9 protein-coding genes are annotated in these 13,010 nt (G+C 66.1%); 1 reads left to right on the forward strand and 8 read right to left on the reverse strand.

Annotated elements, in window-relative coordinates:
* Positions 1 to 26: 26 nt before the first annotated feature.
* The 6 genes from ACPXYO_RS15420 to ACPXYO_RS15445 are packed head-to-tail and all read right to left on the reverse strand — an operon-like array spanning position 27 to position 10,297.
* Positions 27 to 3,209 (reverse strand): cell wall-binding repeat-containing protein, encoded by a 3,183-nt coding sequence (locus ACPXYO_RS15420; RefSeq protein ID WP_423922333.1) that lies wholly within the window; start codon positions 3,207 to 3,209, stop codon positions 27 to 29.
* Between the two features lie 54 nt (positions 3,210 to 3,263).
* A complete protein-coding gene (locus ACPXYO_RS15425) occupies positions 3,264 to 4,088 on the reverse strand; it encodes an EamA family transporter (protein ID WP_423922336.1) in 825 nt (274 codons plus the stop codon).
* A gap of 26 nt (positions 4,089 to 4,114) precedes the next feature.
* Complete coding sequence (locus ACPXYO_RS15430) at positions 4,115 to 5,554, reverse strand: MFS transporter (RefSeq protein WP_423922339.1); 1,440 nt, start codon at positions 5,552 to 5,554, stop codon at positions 4,115 to 4,117.
* Between the two features lie 6 nt (positions 5,555 to 5,560).
* Entirely contained in the window at positions 5,561 to 6,478 is a 918-nt protein-coding gene (locus ACPXYO_RS15435) for a 2Fe-2S iron-sulfur cluster-binding protein (protein WP_420623830.1), read from the reverse strand.
* Positions 6,475 to 8,202: an NADH-ubiquinone oxidoreductase-F iron-sulfur binding region domain-containing protein gene (locus tag ACPXYO_RS15440; protein WP_423923887.1), complete on the reverse strand. Its 1,728-nt coding sequence runs from the start codon at positions 8,200 to 8,202 to the stop codon at positions 6,475 to 6,477. The genes ACPXYO_RS15435 and ACPXYO_RS15440 overlap by 4 nt, the downstream gene beginning before the upstream one ends.
* A 49-nt stretch (positions 8,203 to 8,251) precedes the next feature.
* Positions 8,252 to 10,297 carry a molybdopterin oxidoreductase family protein gene (locus ACPXYO_RS15445; protein WP_423922342.1) on the reverse strand — a complete coding sequence of 682 codons (2,046 nt, stop codon included), beginning with the start codon at positions 10,295 to 10,297 and terminating at the stop codon, positions 8,252 to 8,254.
* A gap of 179 nt (positions 10,298 to 10,476) precedes the next feature.
* On the opposite strand from ACPXYO_RS15445, the gene ACPXYO_RS15450 reads away from it, so the two are divergent.
* Complete coding sequence (locus ACPXYO_RS15450; protein ID WP_423922345.1) at positions 10,477 to 11,232, forward strand: IclR family transcriptional regulator; 756 nt, start codon at positions 10,477 to 10,479, stop codon at positions 11,230 to 11,232.
* Positions 11,233 to 11,239: 7 nt separating this feature from the next.
* Here the strand turns inward: ACPXYO_RS15450 and ACPXYO_RS15455 are convergent, their stop codons facing one another.
* Both ACPXYO_RS15455 and ACPXYO_RS15460 read right to left on the reverse strand, forming a co-directional pair.
* Positions 11,240 to 12,247, reverse strand: a complete 1,008-nt coding sequence (locus ACPXYO_RS15455) for an electron transfer flavoprotein subunit alpha/FixB family protein (protein ID WP_423922347.1) — start codon at positions 12,245 to 12,247, stop codon at positions 11,240 to 11,242.
* A complete protein-coding gene (locus ACPXYO_RS15460; protein WP_423922350.1) occupies positions 12,244 to 13,008 on the reverse strand; it encodes an electron transfer flavoprotein subunit beta/FixA family protein in 765 nt (254 codons plus the stop codon). The genes ACPXYO_RS15455 and ACPXYO_RS15460 overlap by 4 nt, the downstream gene beginning before the upstream one ends.
* Positions 13,009 to 13,010: the final 2 nt, after the last annotated feature.

A 13,010-nucleotide genomic window follows, 5' to 3' on the forward strand; every position in this document is an offset into this window, starting at 1 on the left:
GTCGCCCAGTCAGGCTCACTCGGTGCTCAGGAAACTTGCCGGATGCGCACCACGTAGTTCTCGTCGCGCTCGGCGAGCACTTCGATCCGGTAGCCCCACACCGTCAACTCATCTCCGACGCCAAGCAAGGGAAATTGCTCAATCAGTTCGCTTCCGCTGTCGTTGCCGATCTTGAGCGGTCGATCGCTCTTGCTGGCATCAACCGTGTACACGAGGATGCCCTGGTTGGCGAATGGGGTCCAACGGTCCCTATCGATGTTGCGACGGACTTCGACAGCGATCGCTCTGGCAGGCGCGACAGGCACTGCGGCCAGTCGTAGGTCACTGCCATCGCGACTCACTGGGGCGAGCGAGAGGACCGTGTCAGGCTGAGTAATACAGCTGAATTGATCAGCGCTCAACCACCCGAGCTGGTAGCGGCTCCAAGCCAGCATCTCGCTGAAGCGAATCCAGTGGTCCACTAGGTAGTGGTCGGACGGCAGCGGCGGCGTGTCGTTCAAGATCCGGTCGTGCTCGTCAATGAAGTGGTAGACGCCCAGGCCCATGATCCCGAAATTGGAAGCAGTGAGCCTCGATCCGGCCTTGCGATCGGGACGCAGCGAGACGCCCCCGGTGTTGTAGAGATCGGTGAGGCCGAACACATGGAGGAGTTCGTGCGCTGCGGCCCAGCCGTTCGAAGTGACTTCGCGATTCACCGAACGGTGCAAGACGTTCATGCGCAGCGTCGGAATGGTCCTGCCGTCGACGTCGATGTTGCCGGTCGCAGTTGCGATCGAGAACTGATCGCTCGGGAAGACCGTCATCACGGCATCGATCTCGGAAAAGTCGAGCTTGCCGGAGGCCAAGTTCGCAGAGAGTTGGCTCGCCTCGGTACTGAGAGCGTCGTGGTGAATGTAGGTGTCGAAGCCCTCCTCAGCCCGGAGCCATTCGTGCAGCACGCTGAAACGCAGATCGAGCCGCCCCCCGCTCGCCTCCTCGAGGTATTGCTCCATATAGGGCAGGCTGCTCGCGACCTCCTCGCCTGTGGAGTGGGCTGCCGGCGCATCGGGGAAGTCGACGAACAACACCGCAACGCGCACCTTTCCCACCGCTGAAGGTGCCCAGTCGGGCAGCGGGAAGCCTGCGGTGGTGTGCGAGCGACCTTCTGGCCTGCAGTCAAGGGAAGCCTCGAGAGGCGTGCCTTGAGAGCCGACGGCATACGCCGTTGCGTGGGCATGGTCGTCGCTGAGGTAGTACGCGATCCGGTCGCCGTCGGGCGACCAGTCCGGCGAGTGGGCCTGGCCTGCGACTACCGCAACCGTCTCTTGGCCCAGGCCGTCGGTGCGAATCGTGCTGATCGTGGTGCTGTCCTCATGGTGGGTGACGAAGACGATTCGGTCACTTCGAGGCGACCAGCTGATGCTGCTGTTGACGTCCCCTCCCACTGGCCGGAAGTCAGATCCGTCGGGAGCCATCAGGGCGATCTCAGAGCCGTTGTAGACGAATGCGATCGTGGAGCCGTCGGGTGACCAGACTGGGGAATAGTCGGGAGTCGCGTACGAGGTGAGCTGTGTCAGGTTCTGGCCAGTGACGTCGATCGTCAAGATGGCGTTGGAGTGCTCGCTCTCGGCGAAACGCCGGAATGCGATCGTGGTGCCGTCAGGTGACCAAGCAGGACCGCGGTCGTGGTAGGTGGCATCGGTGAGCTGTCTCCTTCCCGTGCCGTCGACGTTGATGACCCAGATGCCTGCGTCCCACTTCGATGTGGCGTACGGCTCGTGCATATAGGCGATCTTGGAGCCGTCGGCAGACCATGCCGGGTCGTAGGAACCACCGGTCCCGTCGGCCACGAGCTTCCGCCGATCGCTCCCGTTGATGCGCGAAATCCAGATGGTGCCGCCGTCCGAGTAAGTGATGTACTGGCAATCCGGCGACCACGCTGGATACGACGCGTTCACACCGGAAAATAGCTCACGCGGCGGATCGTCCGAGTTGCCACCGCATGTACCAGGTGCCAGAGCGGGTGAGACGGTGCTGGCAGTCCCGGAATCCTGAGTGACTGTGTCATCGGCGGGAGCTGTGGTGCTGATCGTTCGACCGAGGTACTCCGACAATGCCGCATCAGATACGGCAGCGTCGCCGCCGAAGATCTGCAGGTTGACTGCCTGGGTACCGGCGTCACGTGCTGTGGCACGGACGCCGTCGAGGTAGGCGGCGGTGTCGGTGGGGATCTGCCCGGGATCGGCGAGCACCAGCGGTGCGCAAAGCCGCGCCAGCAGGGGCCCCGCGCTGAATGAATCGAAGGGCACACGCGCTCTGGCAATGCCGATGCTCGCGTGTCCGAAGCAAGCGTCGGATCCGGAGCCGTAGCGGCCATGCGCCAACTCGGCGGCCTTGACGGCCGTGTTGTAGCGCGTCGTGCCGGCGAGCCGGGTGATTGCTACGCCGAGCTCGCGCAGCGACACCTCGACCGATTCGCTGATGGCGGCCGTACCGCCCATGAGAACTACGTGGTCCACAGGCGCCTGTCGCAGGTACGAAGCGACTCTGGAATGCAGCTCGTCAGGGGTGGTGAGCAGTACAGGGTGATGACCCCGAGCCGAGATCGGCCCGGCCACGAGAGCATCGGCGAACACTTCGCCACTGGCCACGATCGCCGTTCGACCCAGCCCTGGCATGACGCCTACGTGGCCAGTGTCGCTGTGATGAGCTTGCAGCAGCCGGCGCAGCTTGCTGGCAGTCAAGGCGGCAGTGTCATACCGGTCGGCACCACTCACGCGTTCAACTGTGATGTCGAGGGCTTCGAGACCGTCGACGACAGCTTCGCCGACTTGGGAGTCGGTTCCTGCTGCGGGGTCCTGTGAGTCGATCATCAGCACGCGTGACACGCCGGTCGTGACAAGAAACGCAGCGGCATCTGCTCGAAGATGGTCGGGAGGCGTCATCAGGATCGGCGCATCGAGAGCGCCTGCCACCGACGCCGCTACGACGGCTTCGGGCCAGCTGCGTCCCGACACCATGACAGCCCAGTCGAGAGTGCCATCTGCATCTGCAGCCACGGCTTCGGCAACCAGCAGCGATGTCGAATACCGATCTGCGCCGCCGTAGCGGTACGGCGTCACGTCCGCGAGTTCGGGGTCGGCGGCCTGCGAGGCTGCCGCTGTCGGGATGCCCGCTATGGCAACAAGGCAGATAATTGCTGCAGCGAGCGCTCTCCAGGCGGCACGCACAGGACCATGGTAGTTGTGTTGAGGCAGAGCGGCGCCTCGTCTACCGATTGCTCATCAGGACACGACGACGGCGGTGACGCCTACCACGGCCGCGGCGATGCCGATGGCCTGGCGCACGTTGATGGGATCGTTGTAGACAGCCCGGCCGACGAGGACGCTCATCACCGGGAACATGGACGCGCCCACGACAGTTGCCGGTGCGTCGAACCAGATGCCGACGATGTAGAAGATGGTGGCACCGGCGCTAGCGATTCCCGTCAGCACGGCGTAGCCCATCACCTCGGGCGGAGGCAGTGCCGGCAGGCGGCGGATCGCAACCAGCGCAGCCATGGCCGCCACCGAGGAGAGCCGTTGCCCGACTCCCGGCCAGGCACCTGAGCTCTCGGAGAGGTCCACCAGGATCCCGAGTCCCACCCCGTACGCGATGCCCGACACCAGTGCCCATGCCGTTCCGGTCGCCACGTGAGTGCCGCGGGTGCCCCCGGCGGTCACCAGTCCAAGGCCTCCGAAAGCCACCGCCGCGCCGATGATGGCGATGAGCGGCGGATCGTGGCCCCTCAGCGTGGTGTAGGCGAACGGGATGACGGCTGACAGCGTGGCGACGATCGGTGCAGCCACTGCCGACCCGGCCCGATCCAGCGATGTGTAGTAGCAGGCAAGGCCCGTGCCCAAGCCGACGCCCGAGACCAGGCCGCGCAGGAAGTCGTCGCTGGCGAACGATCCTGGAACGAAGGGCACGATTGCGAGCGAGATGATCGCTGCGGTGCCCTGAAACGTGATCATCGCCGAGAGGACGTGGCACCGCATCACCACACGGCGTCCGAACAGGTCGCTGGTGCCGATGCTCACTGAGGTGAGCAGACCGAACAGTGCCCCCATCGATCCTGCCTAGGGCCGTTGCGCCATCACCGGCGCCGGCGCAGCAGCGCAGCCACCGCAGCGGAGGCCCGTGCAGGGATCGGGAGGAACTGGCCCTGCTGTGCCACGGTCGGACCGGCAACGAGCAGCATGCGGGCAGCGACGAACACTGCGACCGAGACATACGCCGCCGCCATGACGAAGTAGAACGCGTTGAGCGTCAGGGACATCCCGATTGCGGCACAGATCGGTCCCACCGTGGCGCCGACCCCGTTCATGCGCACCAGTACGGCGCTGGCTCCGGCTCGCTGGGAACCCCGAAGCCAGTCGTTTGTCTGTGCCACTGCCATCGAATAGATCGGGTAGGCGAACGCTCCCATCACTCCCATGACGACGATGCCTGCGAAGCCTCGCTCGTCGAGAGCGAGCATGACGAGACAGGCAGCGCCGGCAATCGAAGCTGCCGCCACGATGACGATGCGCCGAGGCACGCGGTCTGAGAGGCGGCCGAGCGGGATCTGCCCGAACAAGCTGCCGATCATCGGGGCTGCCACGAACAACGCGACCTGCAGCGGCGACAATCCCCTCGACGCGGCGTATACCGATCCGATGCCGGAAATGGATCCCAGAGCGGCGCCGATCAGGAAGGCCACCACCACGCCGGTGGGTGCGGTCCCCATGAGCGTCCGGAGGCCGACTGATTCATGCACCATCACCGGCGGGTTGGCAGATGCGGACAGCGACATCGGCACGAGCGCCAGCGAGACCAGCACGGAGACCACCGCGAAGAGGGCGAAGCCGTTGGTGTCGGCGACGGCCACCAAGAGCTGGCCCGCGGCAATGGCGCCCATCGTGATGACCATGTAGCGGGCCACCATCCGACCGCGATTCTCGTTTGTCGCCAGCTCGTTCAGCCACGTCTCGGCAACGACGATCAACGCGGCAAAGCACACCCCCCACATAAAGCGACATGCACCCCAGACCAGTGGGTTGACGAAGACCGCCTGCACGAGCACGACGCTGCTGCCAGCCGATGCCCCCGCAGCGAAAACGCGTACGTGACCGACCTGCCCCAGGAAATGAGGAGCTAACGCGGAGCCCGCCAGGAAGCCGACGAAGTTCATCGCCATGACCAGACCCGCAACGGTCGAACCGAAGCCTTCCGAGGTGGCCCGAACTCCCAGCAAGGTGTTCTGCAGTCCGTTGCCGGCCATCAGGAGCGCGATGCCGGCAAAGAGGGCTGTGCTGCGGGCGGCGTGTGAAGCGAGAGCCGGGCCGCCCACGTGGGGTTCGGCGACTGTTGCGCGGGCGATCTGGGGAACATGGCCAGTTGCCATCTCATGTGCGCGGTGGAGGGCACGTTCGCGGCGGCTGATCCGTACCGTCGTCGACGCGCCGCTTTCGGCGCCTGTACCGGATGCGCCGCCTTCGGCGCCTGTACCGGATGCGCCGCCTTCGGCGGCCGGGGTCGGCTCGTTCGCCGACACCTGTGGCTAGTGCTCCGCTGTGTCAGTCGTCGGTGGCTCGAAGGCCGGCGCGTGAACGTACTGCCAGCCGAATCGACCCTTGATGCACAGGTGGCCGCTCGTCACCGAGTGATCCGCGGGCGACATCACCTTGACGATCTGCTTGTCTTGTACATGCAGTTCGAGATTGCATCCCACGCCGCAGTACGAGCACACGGTGCGGGTGACGGACTGGTCGTCCGGTCGCCACTCCCCCACGGCACGCAGATCGAACTCGCTCCGAAATTGCAGCGCCCCGGTGGGGCACACCGCAACGCAGTTGCCGCAATAGACACACGCACTCTCGGGTAATTCGACGTCGTACTCGGTACGGATACGGGCATCGAAGCCACGCCCGGCCACGGCGATGGCGAAGGTGTGCTGGGCGTCGTCTCCGCAGGCTTCGACGCACTTGTAACACAGCACGCAGCGGTCGTACGCGCGGATGTACAGGTCGTCCTGGATGCGGACGGGATCGTCGACATGGGCGGGTCCCGAGGGGGCGTCGTCTCCCAGAGCCGAGCTGTACCGACCAGGGTCGGCGCCGTAGTGCTGCGACCATGAGTTGATCTCGGGTGCCTGGCTGAGGTCGTTGGCAGAGCCCAGGAACTCCAGCACCATGCGCCGGCTGTGACGCACCCGCTCGGAGTCCGTGCTGATCGCCATGCCGTCTTCGGCGGGTCGAGAGCAGGCGGGCACCAATGTGCGCGACCCCTCGAGTTCCACGACGCAGACACGGCAGACGTTGACCGGGGTCAGATTGGGGGCCCAGCAAATGGTGGGCGTCTCCACGCCGGCTTCGGTGCAGGCGGCCAGAATCGTCTCACCCGCGGGCACCGTGACCTCACGGCCGTCGATGCTCAGCGTGACAGGCGTCTCATCAACGTTCTCACCGGATGCGTTCATGCTTGATCGTCTCCTAGCAGACCGAGCCGCATCGCCGAGAGCACCGCGGAAGCCGCCGTGTGGCCGAGACCGCAGATGGACGCATCGCCCATGGCGGTGGCGATGTCCCCCAGCAGCTCGCGCTGGGGGTCCGTCGGCGCGCCAGCCACGCGGATCTGCGTCACCAACTCGTGTTGACGGACGGTGCCCACGCGGCACGGCACGCACTGGCCGCACGACTCATCCCGGAAGAACTTGGCCAGTCGCTCGATCACGGCGCCCATCTCGGCGGTGTCGTTGAAGACCATCACCGGGCCTGAGCCGAGCGTGGTGTCCGCGGCACGCGTGTCCTCCAGCGAAAGCGGTAGATCGGTGGCGTCGGGTCCGACGAAGCTGCCCGCAGCGCCGCCCAGCAGGACTGCCTGCAGCGTGCCTTGCACGCCACCGGCCAGCGTCAGCAATTCACCCAGGGTCATCCCGAAGGGAGTTTCATAGAGCCCTGGTCTGCCGACGTGTCCGGACAGGCAGAACAGCTTCGTCCCCGGCGAACCCTCGGTTCCCATACTGCGATACGCCTCGGGGCCGATTCGCAGGATCTCGCTCACGTTGAGCAGCGTCTCAGGGTTGTTCACGACCGTGGGACGGCCGAATAGCCCGTGCGTGGTGGGGAACGGTGGCTTGTTGCGAGGCTCTCCCCGGAATCCCTCGAGCGAGTTGAACAGAGCGGTCTCCTCGCCGCAGATGTAGGCACCGGCACCTCGGCGCAAGTCGATGTCGAAGCGCTGGCCCGATCCCGCCGCATCGTCGCCCAGCCAGCCCGCGGACCGAGCCTGCGCGATGGCGTGCCGCAGACGCTGCGTGGCCAGCGGGTACTCCCCCCGGATATAGATCCAGCCCTGCTCAGCGCCCACGACTAAGCCGGCGACAGTGATGGATTCCACGATTGCCAGGGGGTCCAGTTCGCACAGCAAGCGATCCTTGAACGTGCCGGGCTCGGACTCGTCGATGTTGGCCACGACGTGCTTGGGGCCGTCCCCGTCAGCCACCGCCCGCCACTTGATGCCGGTGGGAAACGCCGCTCCGCCCCGGCCGGACAGCCCAGCGGCGCTGACCTGTGAGATCACCTCGTCAGGTCCGAGGCGCAGCGCTGCGTCGAGTGCTGCACCCCCACCGCGGTCCTGGTAGGCCTCCATCGAGGTGAACTCATCTGGGCCCCAATGGCGTCCCACCAGGTGTCGCAGCAAGCTGGGCGCCTCAGGGGTTGAAGCGGTGACGCTCACCAGCAGCGAGTCAGGTCCGCCGTCGTCAGCCGGCACTCGATCGGGTTCACGGCGACCCTGGATGAACACCGCCGGAGCACGTTCGCATTGCCCAAGGCACGGCCCTTCGTGGACCGCGTGGCCCTGAGAGCGGAGATGCTCCGCCAACGGTGCTGCGCCGGCGAGAGCGCAGATCGGATCCACGCAGACATGGCGAACACTCAGCTCGTGAGCCGGGGCGTCGGTGCGGAACATCTCGTAGAACGTGGCCACCCCGTAGGCCTCAGCCGGCGGCACACCCAGCGTGCGACCCACAAAGTTCAGACCGCCCGGCGAGATCCACCCCGCCTCTCGTTGAAGGGCATGCAGGGCGGGCAGCAACAGGTGCCGTATCTGCTTGCGGCGGCGTGTGCCTCCCCGTACGAGACGGGGGTGATCTACCACGACGGCTCCATCGCCGACATCGGTAACGCTGAGCGCGGCCATTACCGCTCGTCGTTCCGATGCGGTGGGTTCCGCATCGGAGAAGAACAGGTCAGCCACCAGCGCCACCTGCCGCAGCAGCTGGGCTTGATGCGTCGCCTGCGACGGCTGGGTTCAATGTGCCGCCTACGGCGTCCGCGCTCAATGCGCCGCCTGCGGCGTCCGGGCCGGATCTCAGCGGGTCGATGCGTACCGCTGCAGCCTTGAATTCGGCTGTCCCGCTGCGCGCGTCCCAGGCGTCATTGGTGAGCAGGTTCGAATCGACCAGATCCGGGAAATGGAACGTCGTGAACACCAAGCCGGTGGGCAGGCGATCGGTGACGTGCACCTCCATGTCCACCGAACCGCGGGGCGAGCTCACCCGGACCGCATCGCCTTCGGCAATCCCGAGATCTGCCGCGTCGGCGGGACTCACTTCGATCGCGTCGCCGGATCGGATCGGCGAGGAATAACCGGCTGACTGCGCGCCCGTGTTGTACGAGTCGAGGACCCGGCCGGTGGTCAGGCGCAGCGGGAACTGCTCGCTCAATACCTCGGCGGGCGGGCGATGTGTGACGACCGAGAACGGCGCAGGAGCGTGACCCCCCAGATCTGGCTCCCAGAGCCACTCGTGGAGGAACTCCGTGCCCGGATGGTCCTCGTCGGGACACGGCCACCGCAGGCCGCCGCTTTCGGTGAGCCGCTCCCAGCTCATGCCGCCATGCAGCGGCGACAGCGACCGCAGCTCGTCCCAAAGTCCTTCTGGCGAGGTGGTGGGCCACTGCGCCCCCATGTGCAACGCCAAGTCGCTGATGATCCGCACGTCGTCGCGTGCATCACCTTGCGGCGGCACTGCGGCTCGCACCCGCTGGACACGGCGTTCCGAGGACGTCACCGTGCCCTCGCTGGATGCCCAGCCCGCTGCCGCAGGCAGGACCACGTCGGCCATGCGGGCGGTATGTGTCAGCGAGATATCCTGCACGATGAGCAGATCGAGCCCCTGGAGCAGCTTGCGGGCGTGTGCCACGTTGGCCTCAGAGTCGGCTGGGTTCTCCCCGATGACGTACAGGGCTCGAAGCTCACCTTCTTCCATGGCTTCGAACATCAAAGTGAGATGCTTGCCGGGTACAGGGTTCAGCTCGCAGCCCCACGTGCTCTCGAACTTCGCCCGGGCCTGCGGATCGACGAGCGGCTGGAACCCGGGCAGACGGTCTGGCAACGCGCCCATGTCACCGCCGCCCTGAACGTTGTTCTGGCCTCGCAAGGGCACGAGGCCCGAGCCGCGGCGACCGACGTGACCAGTGAGCAGAGCCAGGTTGCACAGCGAGAGCACGTTCTCGACCGCTGTGTGATGTTCGGTGATGCCCAGCGTCCACAGGATCTGCGCTCGGGGAGCAGTGGCGTATGCATGTGCCATTTCTGCGATGGCCTGAGCCGGCACGCCAGTCAGCCGCTCGCCCTCGTCGAGCGTGAACGGTTCGACCGATGCCGCGAAGGCATCGAAGCCCGTGGTCGCATGGTCGATGAAGGACTGGTTGTGCAGGCCCTGGGCAATGATCTCGCGGGCCACGGTATTCGCCAGAGCGATATCGGTACCCACGTCGAGACCCAGCCACACGTCCGCAAACTCGGCCGAGGAGGTGCGGCGGGGATCCACCGCATACATTTCGGCTCCGTTGTCGAGGCCTCGCAACAGATGGTGGAAGAAGATCGGGTGCGCCTCGCGAGCGTTCGATCCCCACAGCAGGATCACATCGGCCTCGTGGATCTCTTGGTAGGAACTTGTCCCGCCTCCGAGACCGAACACCGTCGCCAGACCGACGACAGAAGGCGCGTGTCAGGTGCGATTACAGGAGTCGATGTTGTTGGACTTCAGCACCGTTCGCATGAACTTCTGGGCTGCATAGTTCATCTCGTTGGTGCTCTTCGAGCATGAGAACATGCCGACGCCACCGGCACCGTGCTGCTGAGTGGCCGCCGCCAAGCCCGTCGCGGCACGGTCAAGTGCGTCGCTCCAGCTCGCAGGCCGCAGGACGCCGCCGTCGCGAACCAGCGGCGTGTCGAGCCGGGGCAACGATCGGTTGCGGTTCCTCAATCGTGAGTTGATCCGCTGTGGCATCAGCCTTCCCCCCAATGGATGACCCCGTCGCGCGCTCGGCCCCGATAGTAGGACGCGGACACGTCACCGTCCGTCACCTGTGTCCCGATTTGTTCCACAGAGCAGAACAGTTCCACAATACGGTACAAAATGGCGGTCAGGAGACGGGCCTGTGTCGCACGCGGGGTACGGTGGTGAGAGTGCAGTCCATCTCTCGTGCGTTTGCGGTGCTGCGCGCGCTGGCCGTCGGGCCGCAGGGCGTCACCGACGTTGCGGACAGCGTCGGACTGCCCAAGAGCACGGTGGCGCGGCTGCTGACATCGCTTGAAGCCGTCGGTGCGGTCGCCCAGGACGACACCGGTGGCGACTACCGGATCGGGCAAGGGCTCATCGACATCATCGGTGCTGCTGGTGACGACCGAGGTCTGCTGGCTGCGGCGCGCCCACACCTGCACAGCTTGGTCAACCAGGTCGGTGAGACGGCGGGAGTGAGCGTTCGTGCGGACCGGACGGTCTATTACCTCGACCAGGTCGAACCCGAATCTGAAGTGCAGGTGCGCTCGTGGATCGGTGAGTACTGCCCATTGCACCTGGTGCCCTCGGGACTGGTCTACCTGGCGCATCTCAGTCCCGAGTCCTTGGAGGAGTACCTCGTAGGCGGCCTCGAAGCGACGACCGTGAACAGCGTGGTCGACCCAGACGCGTTGCGGACCCGGCTGGCACAGATCGCCAGCGCGGGCTATGTCTGGGTGTACGAGGAGTTCGCCGTCGGCATCAACTCGGCGGCGGCACCGGTGCTGAATGAGGAAGGCACCGCGGTGGCGGCGCTGCACGTGCATGGCCCCGCCTACCGGTTTCCCGATCCGAACCGCACCCACGACATCGGCCTCATGCTGATCACGGCAGCATCGAACCTGGCCGAGCACCTCGCCGGCCGGGCACCCCTGTCGATGTGAAGCCGGGCTAGCTGGGGCGGTCGCGGCGTCGCCGGATCTCGTCGGAGATTGCCGGCACGACTTCGTGCAGATCGGCGATGACGGCATACCCCGCCTTGGTAACCATGTTGGCTTCGGGGTCGATGTTTATGGCGAGGATGTTCTTCGATCCCATGGCACCCACCCAATGCTGGATGGCGCCCGAGATGCCGCACGCGATGTAGATCTGCGGAGCAATACGGGTGCCGGTCTGGCCCACCTGATCGGCGTGATTCCGCCAGCCGTTGTTGGTGACAGCACGAGAGCAGCCGACCCGACCCCCAAGCAGCTCGGCAAGCTCTTCGAGCTGGGCGAATCCCTCCGCGGAGCCGACGCCGCGGCCGCCAGACACCACGACCGGCGAGGTCGACAGCGTGATGCCTTCGGTCAGGGTGACCCGGTCGCGAACCAGCGTGCGCCGCGCTTCGGCTCCCACCTCGGGCTCGAAGTCGACAATGTCGGGAGCGACGTCGCCGCCGGGTGTCTGTTCGGCCTCGATGGCGTGCTGGGCGTAGGTCAACAACGGCAGAGTCGTGTCCAGCGTCACGTCCTCGAGCAGCGATCCGCCCCACTGGATCCGGGTGATCTGCCACGGTTCGCTTCCAGCCGACACGCTCACGCAGTTGGCCACGAGCGGCAGGTCGGCTCGGGCCGCCAGTTGGGCCATCGTTTCGGCCCCTCGATCAGTGCCCGCCGCGACCACCGCAGCGGGCTGTGCGGTATCGAGGAATGAGGCCAACGCAGCGCCCCAGGCGTCGGGCCCGTAGTCGGCAAGCAGTTCGTGGCGGCCGCAATGCACCGTCGTTGCGCCGTAAGCCGCGCAGGCAGCGGTGAGCTCGGCGTCGTGGGACTCGAACAGCGTCACGTCGCCCAACACGACTGCCTCGGTGGCTACGCCGAGATCACAAGCCAATGCCCGGGCGGCGGTGAGGGCCTCAAGGGCACCGCCGGAGGGCACACCACGGTCGTGGTCGATGAGCACAGCGACGCCGCTCACAGCACCCCCAGTTCGTCCAGCAGGTCCACCACGGCGGGAGCAGCTGCGGCACTGTCCCCAAGCACGACCGTGGTGCTGGCACGCTCGGGCGGTCGGTGCAGCCGCACCCGGGCCTGCCCTCCCGCTGCAGCGTCCTGCGCACCCTCGAGCAACTGGATCTGCGCCTTGCGTGACGCCAACCGTCCCTTCATCGTCGGGTAGCGGGGCAGGTTGATGCCCTCCTTGACGCCCATGGCGCAGGGAGCGTCCAGCTCGTACACCTCATAGCCGGCGTCGGTCTCGCGGCGAGCTACAAAGCCGTTCTCTGCGATGTCGATGCCCTTGATGCCGTTCACGATCGGGCGGCCGAGCGCGTGAGCGACACGGATGCCGACCTGGAAGTTCCCGCCGTCAGCCGACTCGTTGCCGAACAGGATGAGATCGAATTGCCCGCCGGCCGCCTCGAGTACCCGCACTGCGTCGGTGATGGCGACTGCAGTGCGCTGGGGATCCCAGTCAAGTCCGCCGGGGGCAGTCACCAGCGCTAGTGCGGTGCCTCCGACGCTGGCTGCGTAGCGCAACTGCTCGGTCGATTCTTCGGGTCCCAGGGTGAGCACCACCACGGCATGGTCGTCGCCGTCGAGCCGCTCGGTGATCTGCGCGGCTTCCTCCACAGCGCATTCCTCGTGGGGGCTGGTGGTGAAACCCAGGTGCGCTGTGTCGACCTGCTGACTGTCGGGGGTCACGTTGATGCGCGAGCCCACCGCCGGAACTCGCTTCACAC

This window comes from Candidatus Poriferisodalis sp. (assembly GCF_965237655.1).
Classification (GTDB): domain Bacteria; phylum Actinomycetota; class Acidimicrobiia; order Acidimicrobiales; family Poriferisodalaceae; genus Poriferisodalis.